Origin of the sequence: Verrucosispora sioxanthis (assembly GCF_010560025.1) — a bacterium.
In the GTDB taxonomy this organism is placed as follows: Bacteria; Actinomycetota; Actinomycetes; order Mycobacteriales; family Micromonosporaceae; genus Micromonospora; species Micromonospora palythoicola.
This window is the reverse complement of the sequence record NZ_SAIY01000006.1, coordinates 1-14,684: the sequence shown is the minus strand read 5'-3', so window position 1 is coordinate 14,684 and position 14,684 is coordinate 1. Positions and strand designations below refer to the sequence as shown.

General features: G+C 70.3%; 15 protein-coding genes, 4 tRNA genes and 2 pseudogenes. 20 read left to right on the top strand and 1 reads right to left on the bottom strand.

Annotated features, from left to right (window positions below; translation table 11 throughout):
• The 4 genes and pseudogenes from ENC19_RS18535 (at position 1) to ENC19_RS18520 (ending at position 4,690) form a co-directional block, all read left to right on the top strand.
• Positions 1–1,471, top strand: a pseudogene (locus tag ENC19_RS18535) (NADH-quinone oxidoreductase subunit N).
• A gap of 117 nt (positions 1,472–1,588) precedes the next feature.
• A complete protein-coding gene (gene htpX / locus ENC19_RS18530) occupies positions 1,589–2,461 on the top strand; it encodes a zinc metalloprotease HtpX (RefSeq protein ID WP_164448412.1) in 873 nt (290 codons plus the stop codon).
• Positions 2,462–2,731: 270 nt separating this feature from the next.
• Positions 2,732–3,991: an MFS transporter gene (locus ENC19_RS18525; RefSeq protein WP_164448411.1), complete on the top strand. Its 1,260-nt coding sequence runs from the start codon at positions 2,732–2,734 to the stop codon at positions 3,989–3,991.
• Positions 3,992–4,219: 228 nt separating this feature from the next.
• Positions 4,220–4,690 (top strand): GNAT family N-acetyltransferase, encoded by a 471-nt coding sequence (locus tag ENC19_RS18520; RefSeq protein WP_164448410.1) that lies wholly within the window; start codon positions 4,220–4,222, stop codon positions 4,688–4,690.
• A gap of 18 nt (positions 4,691–4,708) precedes the next feature.
• On the opposite strand, the gene ENC19_RS18515 is transcribed toward ENC19_RS18520, so the two are convergent.
• Positions 4,709–5,203 (bottom strand): YajQ family cyclic di-GMP-binding protein, encoded by a 495-nt coding sequence (locus tag ENC19_RS18515; protein ID WP_164448656.1) that lies wholly within the window; start codon positions 5,201–5,203, stop codon positions 4,709–4,711.
• A gap of 149 nt (positions 5,204–5,352) precedes the next feature.
• On the opposite strand from ENC19_RS18515, the gene ENC19_RS18510 reads away from it, so the two are divergent.
• From ENC19_RS18510 to ENC19_RS18440, 16 genes and pseudogenes are all read left to right on the top strand, one after another.
• Positions 5,353–5,436: transfer RNA gene (locus ENC19_RS18510), tRNA-Tyr, on the top strand.
• A gap of 485 nt (positions 5,437–5,921) precedes the next feature.
• Positions 5,922–6,068 (top strand): hypothetical protein, encoded by a 147-nt coding sequence (locus ENC19_RS18505; protein ID WP_164448409.1) that lies wholly within the window; start codon positions 5,922–5,924, stop codon positions 6,066–6,068.
• A 64-nt stretch (positions 6,069–6,132) separates the two neighbouring features.
• Positions 6,133–8,661, top strand: coding sequence for a putative bifunctional diguanylate cyclase/phosphodiesterase (locus tag ENC19_RS18500; protein WP_164448408.1), 2,529 nt, complete (start codon positions 6,133–6,135; stop codon positions 8,659–8,661).
• A 92-nt stretch (positions 8,662–8,753) separates the two neighbouring features.
• Positions 8,754–8,826 (top strand) — tRNA-Thr (locus tag ENC19_RS18495).
• A 25-nt stretch (positions 8,827–8,851) separates the two neighbouring features.
• A tRNA-Met gene (locus ENC19_RS18490) sits at positions 8,852–8,924 on the top strand.
• 132 nt (positions 8,925–9,056) lie between these two features.
• Complete coding sequence (gene rpmG, locus ENC19_RS18485) at positions 9,057–9,224, top strand: 50S ribosomal protein L33 (protein WP_093403583.1); 168 nt, start codon at positions 9,057–9,059, stop codon at positions 9,222–9,224.
• Positions 9,225–9,348: 124 nt separating this feature from the next.
• Positions 9,349–9,795: a MaoC family dehydratase N-terminal domain-containing protein gene (locus ENC19_RS18480; protein ID WP_164448407.1), complete on the top strand. Its 447-nt coding sequence runs from the start codon at positions 9,349–9,351 to the stop codon at positions 9,793–9,795.
• A 1-nt stretch (position 9,796) separates the two neighbouring features.
• Entirely contained in the window at positions 9,797–10,189 is a 393-nt protein-coding gene (locus ENC19_RS18475; RefSeq protein WP_164448406.1) for a MaoC family dehydratase, read from the top strand.
• Positions 10,190–10,326: 137 nt separating this feature from the next.
• Positions 10,327–10,399: transfer RNA gene (locus tag ENC19_RS18470), tRNA-Trp, on the top strand.
• A gap of 211 nt (positions 10,400–10,610) precedes the next feature.
• Complete coding sequence (gene secE, locus ENC19_RS18465; protein ID WP_164448405.1) at positions 10,611–11,000, top strand: preprotein translocase subunit SecE; 390 nt, start codon at positions 10,611–10,613, stop codon at positions 10,998–11,000.
• Between the two features lie 37 nt (positions 11,001–11,037).
• A complete protein-coding gene (gene nusG / locus ENC19_RS18460) occupies positions 11,038–11,760 on the top strand; it encodes a transcription termination/antitermination protein NusG (RefSeq protein ID WP_164448404.1) in 723 nt (240 codons plus the stop codon).
• A gap of 197 nt (positions 11,761–11,957) precedes the next feature.
• Complete coding sequence (gene rplK, locus ENC19_RS18455; RefSeq protein WP_093403591.1) at positions 11,958–12,389, top strand: 50S ribosomal protein L11; 432 nt, start codon at positions 11,958–11,960, stop codon at positions 12,387–12,389.
• A gap of 83 nt (positions 12,390–12,472) precedes the next feature.
• On the top strand, positions 12,473–13,189 hold the full coding sequence (gene rplA / locus ENC19_RS18450) for a 50S ribosomal protein L1 (RefSeq protein WP_164448403.1): 717 nt from the start codon (positions 12,473–12,475) through the stop codon (positions 13,187–13,189).
• Positions 13,190–13,263: 74 nt separating this feature from the next.
• Positions 13,264–13,374, top strand: a pseudogene (locus ENC19_RS31470) (ABC transporter ATP-binding protein); the annotation flags it as partial.
• Between the two features lie 91 nt (positions 13,375–13,465).
• A complete protein-coding gene (locus ENC19_RS30380) occupies positions 13,466–14,050 on the top strand; it encodes an ATP-binding cassette domain-containing protein (protein ID WP_328824299.1) in 585 nt (194 codons plus the stop codon).
• The coding region (locus ENC19_RS18440; protein ID WP_164448402.1) for a hypothetical protein at positions 14,047–14,684 on the top strand (638 nt) is incomplete at its 3' end. The genes ENC19_RS30380 and ENC19_RS18440, both read left to right, overlap by 4 nt.

Here is a 14,684-nt window from a genome sequence, read left to right as displayed (position 1 = left end):
ATGAGCGAGTCGAGTCTGGTGCAGGCCGTCGACCACGTGGCGCTGCTGCCGGCGTACCTGGCCGCCGGGACGGCGGTGCTGGTGCTGCTGGTGGACCTGCTGGCGGCCCGGCCGCGGGCCACCGTGGTCACGGCGGTCACCGGCGCGGTCGCCACCGCGGTCGGGGCGGCGGCGGTCGGTTCGGGGGCCGAGCGACGTACGTTCTGCGTCGGCGCCGACTGCTCGTACCTCTTCGACGGCCGGGCGGCCCTGGTCGCGGCGCTGGTGGCGTTGCTCGTCCTCGGGGTGCTGGCGTTGTCCGGGCCGCTGCTGCGGGCCGGGAACACCCCGGTGGGGGAGTACTGCTTCCTGCTCGCCTGCTCGATGACCGGTGGGGTGGTGCTCGGTGCGGCCGGCGACCTGATCACTCTGATCGTGGCGGTGGAGGTGCTCACCCTGCCGCTGTACGTCCTGGTCGGTCTGCGCCGGGGCAGCCTGGCCAGCGCCGAGGCGGCGGTGACCTTCTTCGTGGTCAGCGTGGTGGCCACCACGCTGACCCTGCTCGGTGCCGCGCTGCTCTACGCGGTCACCGGCGGGCTGCACCTGGAACGGCTGGGCATCCTCCTCGCCGACGAGGCGCTGCTCGACCTGCCACTGACCACGGTCGCGGTGACGCTCGTGGTGGCGGGACTGGCGTTCAAGGTGGCGGCGGTGCCGTTCCACGCCTGGGCGCCGGCCACCTACGACGGGGCCCCTCTGCCGGTCGCCGCGTACCTGTCGACCGCGTCGAAGCTCGGCGGGGTGATCGCGTTGCTGGCGGTGGTGCGTCACGCGCTGCCGCCGGAGGTGACCGGTCCGATGCTGGCCCTGGTGGCCGCACTGACGATGACCGTCGGCAACCTGGTGGCGCTGCGGCAGCGGCGCACGGTGCGGCTGCTCGCCTGGTCCTCGGTGGCCCAGGCCGGCTACATCCTCGCCCCGCTCGGCGCGCTGGCCCTGACCGCCGGGCGGACGCCCGCACCGCCGCGTACGCCGCCGCCCTGGCGTACGCGGTCTTCTTCGTGCTGCTGGAACTGGCCGCCTTCGCCGGGGTGGTGGCGCTGCGCCCGGCCGGTGCGGACGGCGGCAGCCTCGACGACCTGCGCGGCGCGGCACGGCGGCATCCGTGGATCGGTGCCGGGCTGGCGTTCGCGCTGGTCGGCCTCGCCGGCCTGCCACCGGTCTGGCCGGGCTGTTCGCCAAGGTGACGGTGGTCCGGTCGCTGCTCGGCGGCGACGCCGGCTGGCTCGCCCTGGTGGTGGCGGTCAACGCGGTCATCGGCCTGGCCTACTACCTGCGGGCCGCCGTGCTGCTCTACGCCCCCGCCGGCGACGTCACGGCCCCGGTCGCCCGACCCGCCCGCGCGGTGGCTGCCGCGCTCGCGGTGGCGACCGTGGTGGCGCTGGTCGTCGGGTTCGCGCCACAGGTCGTGCTCGATCTCGCCGGAGGCTGAGGTCCGCCCTTCCCTGGGTCACTCAGGTAACTCTCAGTCATGAGACGGATGGTTGACGGGTACCGGTGTGTTGTACCGGTCAGCGGATCCCGGCATCCGTGCACCGAAGGAGTGATCGTGCACCACAACCGTCTGAAGACCGCCGCGCTGCTCGGCCTGCTCACCTCGCTGATCCTGGCGGTGGGCTACTGGTTCGGCGGCAGTGGCGGTCTGGTCGTCGCCGTACTCGTGTCGCTGGTGATGAACGGCGTCACGTACTTCTACTCCGACAAGCTGGCACTTCGCTCGATGCGGGCGCAACCGGTCAGCGAGGCACAGTTTCCCGAGCTGCACCACATGGTCCGGGAGTTGGCCGCCGAGGCCCGGCAGCCCATGCCGCGGCTCTACGTGAGCCCGACCGCCCAGCCCAACGCGTTCGCCACCGGGCGGAACCCGCAGCACGCGGCCGTCTGCGTCACCCAGGGGATCGTCGAGCTGCTCGACTATCGCGAGTTGCGGGGCGTCATCGGTCACGAGCTGTCGCACGTCTACAACCGGGACATCCTGATCTCCAGCGTGGCCGCCGGCCTGGCCGGCATCATCACCATGCTGGCGAACCTCGCCCTGTTCATTCCGCTGGGCGGCAACGACGAGGACGGCCCGAACCCGCTGGTCCTGCTGCTCACCATCATCCTGGGGCCGATCGCCGCGACCGTCATCCAACTGGCGATCAGCCGCAGTCGCGAGTTCCAGGCGGACGCATCGGGTGCCGAACTCACCCGGGATCCGCTCGCCCTGGCCAGTGCCCTAAGGAAGATCCACATGGGTGCCCAGCGACGGCCGTTGCCGGCCGAGGGGCAGCTCACCAGCACCGCACACCTCATGATCGCCAACCCGTTCCGGGGTGGCGGGGTGGCCGCGCTCTTCGCCACCCACCCGCCGATGGAGCAGCGGGTGGCCCGGCTGGAGCAGTTGGCGAGCCAGATGGGCCCCGTGCGTCACCAGCGCTGACCCACCCTGGCACCTGGTCCGCCCCGTCCTGGTCCGGCTCGCGACCGCCGCCCGCGCCTGGCTCGTCTGGCGCGGGCGGCGCCGTCTCGCCCAGGCGGACGGCAGCGCGAGTTGCGGCATGCCGGCCGCCCGGAGGCGGCCCGAGGGAGCAGGCTGCGGCATCCCGGGAACCGGGTGAGCGCCGCCACAGCGTCGGACCGGGTGGACTGTCGAGCGGAGGGCGTTAGGGTCTAACCGAGTCTTGCTCATTACATCTCGTGGAGGTCCGCTGTGGCTGGGCTGCGTCGGTATCTGGCTGTCTGGCAGATTCCGGGCGCACCGACCCTGCTGGTCACCGGCATCATCGGACGACTCGGGATCGGCATGACGCCACTCGCGCTGCTGCTCGTCGTCGAAGGAGTCACCGGACGTTACTCGTTGGCCGCCGCGGCCGGCGGCTGCTACGCCCTCTCCGGCGCCACGCTGAGTCCGGTGGCCGGTCGGATCGCCGACCGGATCGGTCCCACCCCGGTGCTGCTCGGCACCGCGATCGCCCACCCGCTCGCCCTGATCGGGCTGCTCTGGGCGGCCCGCGCCGACGCCGCCCCCTTCGCGCTGGTGCTGCTCGCCTCGGCGCTGGCCGGTGGGACGTACCCGCCGATGACCGCCGCGATCCGGGGCGCGTGGAACGGCCTGACGAACGTCGACTCCGGCCGGTACCACCTGCGCAACACCGCGCTCGCCGCCGAGACCACCCTGTTCGAGATCGTCTTCGTGCTCGGTCCACTGCTGGTGGCCGGGTTCGTGCTGGTCGCCGACGCCGGCGCGGCACTGATCGGTGCCGCGGTGGTGACCCTGGTCGGCACCCTGTCGGTGGCGCTCGGTCAGGCCATGCGCGGCTGGCGTCCGCACTCCCGGGAGCACCATGCCCGTGGCCTCGGTCCGCTCCGGGTCGCCGGCTTCCCGGCCCTGCTGCTCTGCGTGGCCAGCATCGGTATCGCCTTCGGGGCGGCCGGCGTGACCGTCCCGGCCTTCGCCACCCGCTACAACTCCGACGACCCGAACGGCCTCGCCGGCCTGCTGCTGGCCGTCTGGGGGATCGGCAGCGCGATAGGCGGATTCTGGTTCGGGGTCCGCCGGCCGGCCCGCAACATGACCCGCCTGTTCGCCTGGCTGCTCGCCGTGCTCGCCGGCAGCTTCGCCGTCTTCGCCGTGATGCCCACGCCGGGCGCGCTGGGCACCGCCCTGCTGTTCGGCGGAGCCGCCATCGCTCCCGCACTGACCCTGGAGAACACCCTGGTCGGGCGGATATCGCCGACCGGCATGCTGAACGAGGCGTACACCTGGGTGGTGACCATGTCGGTCGGTGCGAGCGCGGTCGGCGGCGCCGTCTCCGGCCTGATCGTCGACCATGCCGGCGGAGTGCCGTGGGCCTTCCTGTTCGCCGGGGCCGCGGTCGCCGTCGGAGCGGTGGTCGCCGCGCTGCCGGCCGGCCCCATCGCCCGCGCGGAGGCCACCGCCCTGCGGGCCGAACAGCCCGTCTCGGCCTGACCCACGCCATCATGGGTACGACGGCAGGATGTTCCTCTTCTTCTCCAACCGGATCGGCTGCCTCGGCTCGATCCTGGTCAGCGCGATCCTGACGGTCGTGCTGCTGCTGATCTTCACCCGTTGAACCGGCTCCGACCGCTGCCCTGTCCGATCGGACCCGGCTCTCGACAAAACCCGTACCCCCGGACCGGGGTCGGGCGATAGCCTCGCGTGCCGAGGAGGCGAGTCATGGAGCTGACCGCGGTGGGCCCGACCCATCCGGCCGTCGTGGCGAGGTGGGCGACCTCTGCCGAGGAGAGCCGACGCTGGTGCTCCCGCGACCGAGTGACGGCGGAGGACGTCAAACGCTGGGGAACCGAGCCCGGCGTGCTCGCGTACCTGGCGCTCGTGGACGGAGAGCCAGCCGGGTACGGCGAACTGTGGCTCGACGACGACGAGGCCGAGGTGGAGTTGGCCCGCCTCATCGTGGCCCCGGCGCTGCGTGGCCGGGGCCTGGGCCGCCGGATGGTCACCCTGCTCACCAACCTGGCCCGGGACCACCAGCCGACGGTGCTGATGCGGTTGCACCCCGACAACGCTCCGGCGCTGCGGTGCTACACCGCCGCCGGCTTCGAACTGGTGCCAGCCGAGCAGGCGGATGAGTGGAACCAGGGCCAACCCGTGCCGTACGTCTGGCTGCGACACCGGCCCGACGAGTAACCCCGGTCGCGCACGGCTTTAGCGGTAGTTGGTGAACTGGAGGGCCACGCCGAAATCCTCGGCCTTGAGCAGCGCGATGACCGCCTGAAGGTCGTCCCGCTTCTTGCCGGTGACCCGCAACTGGTCGCCCTGGATCTGGGCCTGCACGCCCTTGGGGCCCTCGTCCCGGATCTTCTTGCTGATCGCCTTGGCCTTGTCCTGGTCGATGCCCTGGATCACCTTGGCGTCCAGCTTGAACACCTTGCCGGAGGGGCGAGGGTCTCCCGCGTCCAGCGACTTCAGCGAGATGTTCCGCTTGACCAGCTTCTCCTTGAACACGTCCAGCGCTGCCCGGACCCGCTCCTCGGTCTCCGCCTGGAGGCTGATCGCCTCCTCACCCGACCAGGAGATCGCCGCTCCCGTGCCCCGAAAGTCGAACCGCGTCCCGAGCTCCTTCTCCGCCTGCCGGAGAGCGTTGTCGACCTCCTGGCGGTCGACCTTGCTCACGATGTCGAACGACGGGTTCGCTGCCATACTCATGCTCCTGCTGTCCGGCTGGTTTGTGATCCTTTGACCCTGGTTGCCCAGGGGTACGACCCCCTGACGGTACCCGGTTGCGGCAGCAGCGGGTGGAGCCGCTATCCTTGCTTCCGCCGCCGCGCCACGGTGCGGGGGTACGCCCTGGCGGGTTGCCCGAGCGGCCAATGGGAGCGGACTGTAAATCCGTCGCGAAAGCTACAGAGGTTCGAATCCTCTACCCGCCACCAGGTGCGACAACGGCCCTTGACCAGCAGAAATGCTGATCGAGGGCCGTCGTCGTTGAAGTGATCCGGTCCGGCTGAGAGATTCAGGCATCCATGGGGGTGACTGAACGAGGTCTGCGGCCTACTCTGGCGGTGGCGGACTCTCCCGTGATTGGGTCGATCCGTCGGGATATGAACTGACTGAGGTGGCGGGTGGGGGTGCGTTGGAGGCCCTGTCACTTCACAGTGTCGGCCGGCAACACTCCACGATCATGTCCGCTAGATCCAATACGCCGCCTTGGCGGCGGAATAGGCAGTTGGTGCTTTCTTCGACTGTGGCTGCCGTCGTGCCGTCCATGACCGGCTCTGACCTGCGCGGACTCATGCGGACGGGTCGCGCTGCCAAACGACCGGACCGACATCAGGTTCGCGAACTTTCCAGCGATGGACCGGCTGTGGCACCATCGGGGGACCTCCATTGCGTTCCCGTCACCCCGTCAGGAGCACAGATGTCTGCTCAACGTTTGGGCCGGCTGCTCGGCTCCCTTCTGCTGGTCTGCGGCTTGGTGGTCGCGTCAGGCGTCGTCGCTGATCTTGAGTTCAGGTCGGACGGCCTCGAATGGCAGATGCCGGTCCTGGGCACCGTGGTGCGCTGACACCCACCCGTCCCCGCACCGGCGGCCTCGACGCCTCCGGAAACCCGACGTCGCGAGGGGAGCCATGACGTCTCGTGTCGGTTCCCCCTCCCGACGTACCGAGAATGCCTGGGTGATCACCGGGCCCCTCGCCCTGTGCGCAGTGCTCTTCTCGCTCCTACTCGGGCTGACCGTGCGTCCTGCTCTGGGTGACTGGCCGCTCACCCTGCTGCTCACGGTGGCGATGATCGTCGCAGCGATGCCGACGATCAACGTGGTGGTGCGCCGACAGGCACTCGGCATCACCTTCACCGAGATCCCGCTCGTCGTCGCGCTGTACGTGCTGCCACCGCTGTCGGTGGTCCTGGCGTACACCGTGGCCACGCTCGTGGTGCAACTGCGGCGCAAGCTCCTGCCCGCGAAGCTCTGGTTCAACGTCGCCCTCGCGGCGAGCGCCACGTCGCTGGCCACCGTCGTCTACACGCTGCTGCCGAAGCCCGCGGGCGTCGGTCCGGGCGCCTGGGCGGTCATGCTCGCCGCCGTCGGCACCCACACTCTGGTCGCCCTGGCGGCGATGGTCGCCGTGTTCACGATCGTGCAGAGCTGGCAGGCGGGACGGGAACTGCTGCGCGCCGCGCCACCGATGTTGCTCGGCGTCACGCTCAATCTCTTCATCGGCCTTCTCATCATCATCGCCCTGGAGAGCACCCTCTGGGCCGTGCTCCTCTTCGCCGGGCTGGCGATCGCGTTCGCGCTTGTCTATGACACGTACACGCAGTTCATCCGGCAGCACCGCACCCTCGCCGAGATGTACGAGCTCACCAAGGCGATCACCGAGAGTGGATCCGACAGCACTCTCATCGACGTGCTCCTGGTGCGTATCCGAAGCTTGATGCAGGCGGAGTACGCCACGCTCTGGCTGCCCGCACAGGGACGTCATCCCGAGGTTCTGCTCAGCGCGCAGGAGGGCAAGCCGGGCCTGCTCGACGCCGCGCTCACCCCGGCGACGCTGCGTGACGTTGCCGTGGCCCGACAGGAGACGGTGACTCTGGGACGGGGGTTGGGCGGTAGCCCGGAGGTGCGCGAGGCGTTGGGGCCGAATCCGGCCAAGGACGTGATAGTGGTGCCGTTGCGGTCCGGCAAGGCTGTCATCGGCACGCTGGAGGTCGCGAACCGGCTCGGTGACACCAACTTCTTCCGCGCCCCGGACGTCCCCGTCTTCGAGACGGTCGCCGCGCACGCCGCCGTCGCGCTGGAGAATTCCCGCCTGGTCGACCGGCTGCGGCACGACGCGTACCACGATGCGCTGACGAAGCTGCCCAACCGCCGCCGTATTCTCGCCGCGCTGGCCGAGGCGGTCCGGATCCGGGCCCCCGGCGAGGTGGTCGCGCTGCTGCTCTTCGACGTCGACCGGCTGCGCCAGGTCAACGAGGCGCTCGGCCACGCGGCAGGGGACAAGGTCCTCATCGAGGTCGCCGATCGGCTACGTGGCTGTGTGCCGTCGGCCGCGCTGGTCGGGCGGGCCGGTGGCGACGAGTTCCTGGTGACGTTGCGGCTGGAGAGCGCCGAGGCGGCGGTCGAGCTCGCCGGTCAGTTGCGGGAACAGATTCGCGACGAGATGGTCTTCGACTCGCTCACGCTGGACGTGGACACCGCGGTCGGGGTTGTCGTACACCCGGATCACGGCGACGCGCCGGCGACCCTGCTGCAACGGGTGGACGTGGCCGCGACGGCGGCCAAGGCGGTCCCGGGCAGCGTGCAGCTGTACACGCCGGCGTTGGAGTCGCGGTCGCTGCACCGGCTCGGGCTCGCCGGGGATCTGCGCAACGCCCTCGACAACGGCGAGCTGGAGGTCTACTACCAGCCCAAGGTGACGCTGCGGGACCGCCGGCTCATCGGGGTCGAGTGCCTGGCCCGGTGGGAGCATCCGACGCACGGCGCGGTCGCCCCGGCGGACTTCGTCGCCGTGGCCGAGCACACCGGTCAGCTCGGCCGGCTCACCGAGTTCGTGCTCCGGGAAGGGCTGCGGCACAGCCGGGACTGGGCGCACGGCGGCCAGTCGCTCGCCGTAGCGGTCAACCTCTCCGCGCGTACGCTTCTCGACCAGCACTTTCCGGAGCAGATCCGGGACCTGCTCGCGGAGTACGGGGTGCCGGCGCAGCTGCTGACCCTGGAGATTCCGGAAGCCGGCGTGCTGGACGGCACGGAGCGCCCGATCCCGACCCTGCGTCGCCTGCGTGATCTCGGCGTACGGCTCTCGGTGGACGACTTCGGCACCGGCAGTTCCTCGCTGGCCCACCTGCGTCGCCTGCCGGTGCACGAGGTGAAGGTCGACCACTCCTTCGTGCAGGGCATGGCCACCGATCCGGGAGACCTGGCGATCGTCAACGCCGTGGTCACCCTCTCCCAGCAGTTCGGTCTCACCGTGGTGGCCGAGGGCGTGGAGAGCGAGCTGACCCTGGAGTTGCTCCAGGACATCGGCTGCGAGGTCGGCCAGGGGTTCCTGTTCAGCCGCCCATTGCCGTTCGAACGCCTGGAGGCGTGGTTCGGTGCCCAGATCGACCCGGAGTCGATCTCCAGCAGCGAGCTTCCGAGGCTGCGCGTGGTGCCCTGAGCTGGGCGTACGGCGTCCCTGGGGATCCGATTTCACCAGCACGACCGGGCCGTGTACTCTTACCTCTGCGCGAGCACCGAGTGATCGCGCAGGCCCCCTTAGCTCAGTCGGCAGAGCGTCTCCATGGTAAGGAGAAGGTCTACGGTTCGATTCCGTAAGGGGGCTCAGAGGGTCCGGCTGGGCCCACCGCGGCGGTGTAGCTCAGATGGCAGAGCAAGCGGCTCATAATCGCTGTGTCGCCGGTTCAAGTCCGGCCACCGCTACTCTCGTCCGCCCCGGATGTTTCCGGTGGCCGGTGGGACGGGCGCCACAGGCGCCCGCTTTGCGTGTCCGCCCAGGTGGCGCGTACGCTTTAGCGCCGTAGTTGTATCCGTTATCGAGGAAGGCACTCCGCCGTGGCGAAGGCGACCGATGTCCGGCCGAAGATCACTTTGGCGTGTGTGGAGTGCAAGGAGCGCAACTACATCACGCGCAAGAACCGTCGTAACGACCCGGACCGCATCGAGCTGAAGAAGTTCTGCCCCCGGGACGGACGGCACACCCTGCACCGCGAGACGCGCTGAGCCCGTCCGGGCCGATCGGTCCGGATCAGCACCCGTCATGATCGCCGGTTCGTACGGACGGCGCGGCTGAAGCCGACGTCGACCGCTCGGATCGGCGATCGTGCTGTGCGTGTAGGTTCGCGGCATGCCCCTGGACCAGTCCTTCGTCGGTCGGACCTATCCGCCGACCGCCCCCTATCAGGTGGGCCGAGAGAAGATCCGCGAGTTCGCGACGGCTATCGGCGCCACCGATCCCGCGCACCACGATCCGCAGGCCGCCCGCGCGCTGGGTCATCCGGACGTGGTCGCGCCGCCGACGTTCCCGGTGGTGATCACCATGGCCGCCAGCCGTCAGCTGATCGAGGACCCCGCGCTCGGCATCGACTACAGCCGGGTGGTCCACGGCGACCAGCGGTTCGCGTACACCCGGCCGGTGGTGGCCGGCGACGAGCTGGTCTGTGTCAACACGGTCGAGGACATCACCAGCCGGGGCGGCCACGAGTTCCTGACCACCCGGACCGACGTCACCACCACCGCCGGGGAACCGGTGGTCGCGGTCTGGTCCAAGCTCGTCGTACGCGGGGAGGCCTGACATGGAACTGCCTACCCAGACGTTCCGGGTGACCCGGGCGGACCTGGTCCGTTACGCCGGTGCCTCGGGCGACTTCAACCCGATCCACTGGAGCGACCGGTTCGCCACCAAGGTGGGGCTGCCCGGTGTGATCGCCCACGGCATGTTCACCATGGCGCTCGTCGGTCGGGCGGTCACTGCCTGGGCCGGCTCGCCCGACGCGGTGGTCGACTTCGGCGTGCGGTTCACCCGCCCGGTGGTGGTCCCCGACGACGACACCGGCACCGAGATCGTGGTGACCGCCGTGGTCCGTGAGGTGACCGACGCGGGTCTGACCAGGCTGGACGTGACCGCCACCTGCCTCGGCGAGAAGGTGCTCTCGCAGGCGCGGGCCACCGTGCGCACGGCCGGCTGACCGGCACCGGGCGGCGCGTCGGGTAGACCGGTTGGGAAAGTCGGGTCGGTACCCGTACACTGGTCCGCCGTGGGGCAAGTGACCCCTGCCTGGTCGTGTGAAAGTGTGACCCGGGTGGGGTGAGCGTTGCCGCTCACAGGGGTGTAGCTCAATTGGCAGAGCAGCGGTCTCCAAAACCGCAGGCTGCAGGTTCAAGTCCTGTCACCCCTGCGCCTCAGGCCTGACCGTTCCGTGGGTCGCGCCGCCTTCTGGTGGCGCCCGGCCCGTGGTGGTGGCATCGGCGGGGAGGTTCCGAGGCATCGGGCCCTTCCGGTTGATCCGCCGGCCGCGGCCCGTCCCGGGACGGTTGGTCCGGCCGGCGTGACCAAACGCCGCGCACGCGCCCCGCGTGCGACACCGACATCCCGCGACGGAGGGCGAAGTGGCCGACAACAAGCGGCGCGGCGAGGACGCCGACGACGAGCGCCTGAACGACGAGGTCGTCAACGACAGCGCCGAGGATGACGCCACCGACGCGGACGAGCCGGTTTCGCGAGGCGGCACCGCCACCCGTTCGCGGGCGCGGGCGGATTCCGCCGACGGCCGCAAGACGCGTACCGACGCCGACAAGGTGGGCCTGTTCGGTCGCATCGCGCGTTTCATCCGCGAGGTCGTGGCCGAACTGCGTAAGGTCATCTGGCCGACCCGCAAGGAACTGCTGACCTACACGGCAGTGGTGATCGCGTTCGTCACGGTGATGCTGACGATCGTGGCTGTCCTGGACTACGGCTTCGCCAAGGGCGTGTTGTGGGTCTTCGGCAACCCCAGCTGACCGGCTGAACGTGTGATAGTGACGGAAGTGAGCAAGCGTGCCTGAGTACGACGAGACCGCCGAGACCACGGACGAGCAGTCCACGGTGGCGACGGCGGCTGGTGACGAGTCGGTCGAGGCCGCCAGCGAGCCGGAGTTCGCCATGACCGAGCCCGCTCCCGAGGAGGACTTCGACCCGGTCGCGGAGCTGCGGCAGAAGCTGCGCTACGCGCCGGGTGACTGGTACGTGGTGCACTCCTACGCCGGTTACGAGAACAAGGTCAAGACCAACCTCGAGACCCGGATCACCTCCCTCGACATGGAGGACTACATCTACCAGGTCGAGGTGCCGACCCGGGAAGAGGTCGAGGTCAAGAACGGCAAGCGCTCCCAGGTGCAGGCCAAGGTCTTCCCCGGCTACATCCTCGTGCGGATGGAGTTGACCGCGGAGTCGTACTCCTGCGTGCGGAACACTCCCGGAGTCACCGGCTTCGTCGGCGCCACGGACCGGGCCGACCGCCCGGCGCCGCTCAGCCTCGACGAGGTGCTCAAGTGGCTGGCACCGGCCGTCGAGACCGAGCAGAAGAAGGCCAAGCCGGAGGTCAAGGTCCTCGACTTCGAGGTCGGCGACTCGGTCACGGTCACCGACGGTGCCTTCGCCTCCCTGCCGGCCACCATCAGCGAGATCAACGCCGACCAGCAGAAGCTCAAGGTGCTGGTGTCGATCTTCGGCCGGGAGACGCCGGTGGAGCTGAACTTCAACCAGGTCGCCAAGATCTGATTCGTCGACTGCCGGCGGCGGGCAACCGCCGCCGGTCGTCGTTCGTCCGGTTCACCCGTCCGGCGCACCTCCGTGGCTGCCGGGATCCAGGTCTGCGCTACCCTAGAACGTCGCCGCCGTCGCATGCGCGCTGACCGTGCGCGCACCGACGGCGGTGTCGTGTGAACCTTTCCCAGTTCCAAGCCCCAGGAAGAGACATGCCTCCGAAGAAGAAGCTCGTCAAGACGTTCACGCTTCAGCTGCCGGCGGGCCAGGCCACTCCGGCGCCGCCGGTCGGTCCCGCGCTCGGCCAGCACGGTGTGAACATCATGGAGTTCTGCAAGTCGTACAACGCGCAGACCGAGTCGCAGCGGGGCGACATCGTCCCCGCCGAGATCAGCGTGTACGAGGACCGGTCCTTCACCTTCGTGCTGAAGACCCCGCCCGCCGCCCGGCTGCTGATCAAGGCTGCCGGTGTGCAGAAGGGCTCGGGCGTCCCGCACACGCAGAAGGTCGGTTCGGTGACCCGTGCCCAGCTGCGGGAGATCGCCGAGAAGAAGATGGCCGACCTCAATGCCAACGACCTCGACCAGGCTGAGAAGATCATCGCCGGCACCGCCCGGTCGATGGGCCTGAACGTCACCGACTGACGTCGGCCACCACCGAACCGTACGGATCGTGGGAGGGCGCGCGAGCACCGCGGCCCGCCAGAGACCACAGGAGTAGACAGCAGATGCAGCGCAGCAAGAGCTACCGCAAGGCCGCCGAGGTCATCGACCGGTCCAAGCTCTACACCCCCGTCGAGGCCGTCAAGCTGGCCAAGGAAACCACCGCCGTCAAGTTCGACGCCACGGTCGAGGTCGCGATGCGCCTCGGCGTCGATCCCCGCAAGGCGGACCAGATGGTCCGCGGCACGGTCAACCTGCCGCACGGCACCGGCAAGACCGCCCGCGTGATCGTCTTCGCGGCCGGCGCGAAGGCCGAGGAGGCCGTCGCCGCCGGTGCCGACGAGGTGGGCACCGACGAGCTGGTCGCCCGGATCCAGGGCGGCTGGCTGGACTTCGACGCGGCGATCGCCACGCCCGACCAGATGGCCAAGATCGGCCGGATCGCGCGGATCCTGGGCCCGCGCGGTCTGATGCCGAACCCGAAGACCGGCACGGTGACCATGGACGTCACCAAGGCCGTCTCGGACATCAAGGGCGGGAAGATCACCTTCCGGGTGGACAAGCACTCGAACCTGCACCTGATCATCGGTAAGGCCTCGTTCTCCGAGGCCCAGCTGGTCGACAACTACGCGGCCGTCCTCGACGAGGTGCTGCGGGCCAAGCCGTCGGCCGCGAAGGGCAAGTACCTCAAGAAGGTCACCCTCACCACCACGATGGGACCGGGCGTACCGGTCGACCCGAACGTGGTGAAGAACCTGCAGGAGGGCTCGGCCGACAGCTGAGCACGACGCACCGACGCGGCCCCGCCACCTCTGGCGGGGCCGCGTTCGTCTGTCCGGTGTGGCAGGCTCGCGGCATGTGGCTGGAGGACGTCGGGCTGCGGTACCACCGGCGCGGCCCGTGGGTGCTGCGGCAGGTGACGGTGCGCGTGGCGGCGGGCGAGGCGGTGGTGGTGCGGGGCCGCAACGGGGCCGGCAAGTCGACGCTGCTCCAGCTCGCCGCCGGAGTCCTGCGCCCGTCCCGGGCGGGTGCTCGACCGGCCGGCGGTCGTGGGCTGGGTGCCGGAGCGCTTCCCGGCCGAGCAGCCGTTCACGGTCGACGGCTATCTCACCGCGATGGCCCGGATCGCCGGCCTGTCCCCGGCCACGACGGAGCGGACGGTGCGACGCTGGGTCGACCGACTCGGCCTCGGCCCGTTCCGCACGGTCCGGCTGGCTCAGCTGTCGAAGGGCACCGCCCAGAAGGTCGGCCTGGCCCAGGCGGTGTTGCGTCCGCCCGGCCTGCTCGTTCTCGACGAGCCCTGGGAGGGCCTGGACGCCGCAGCGCGTGAGCTGGTTCCGCAGCTGGTCGACGAGGTGCTGGCCGACGGCGGATCGGTGCTGGTCAGCGATCACCGAGGGGAGACGGTCCGGCTGCCCGACGCTCGGGAGTGGTTGGTGGCCGACGGTGCGGTGGTCGAGCGGGTCCCCTCGGGCGAGGCGTCGGTCGCGGTGGTCGAGCTGGAGGTTACGGTGGGCCAGCTGCCGGCCACCGTCGCCCGCCTACGCGCCGAGGGCCACCACGTCCTGCGGGTACGCGGCCAGAGCGCACCGCCCGAGGCCACCGGACCGGGAGCGGAACCGTCGTCCGAGGTGGCCCGGTGACCGCGTTGGTGCGATTCCGGCTCGCCGGCTTCCTGCGTACCGGGCGGGCGTTGGCACCGGTCCTGGCCGGCCTGCTCACCCTGGGCATCCTGTACGGCGGCGGTCGAGCCCAGCCGGCGGAGGCCTACGGCGTATCGGCCGTGGTCCTCTTCCCGGTGCTGGCCTGGCAGACCAAGATCCTGCTGGACGTGGAGCCGGACGTGCAGCGTCGCCTGGCCCTGGTCGCGGTCGGCCCGGCACGGGAGCAGGCGGCCGGGCTGGTCGCCGCGGTGGTGGCTGGCCTTGGGCTGGTGGCGGTCGCCCTGGTCTTTCCCTGGCTGGTCGGCGGGGTGGCCGGTCCCAGCCTGCCCGGTGACCGGTCGGTTCCCGCAGGCGTGGCGCTCGGTCTCTGGGCGCACCTGCTCGCCCTGCCGGCCGCCGTGGCGCTGGGCGCGCTGGCCAGCCGGGTGATCACCCGAAGCGCCGGCTACGGTGTGGCGGTGCTCACTCTCGGTGCGGTCGGCGCACTGGTGCTCGGTTTCTCGGGGTCGGTCGCGCCGTGGCTGGCGCCACCGCTGTTACCCACCGCCAGGGCGCTGGTCGGCCCGTTGTCCGGGTCGACCGCGCTGCTGCTGACGGCGTGGGCGCTGGTCTG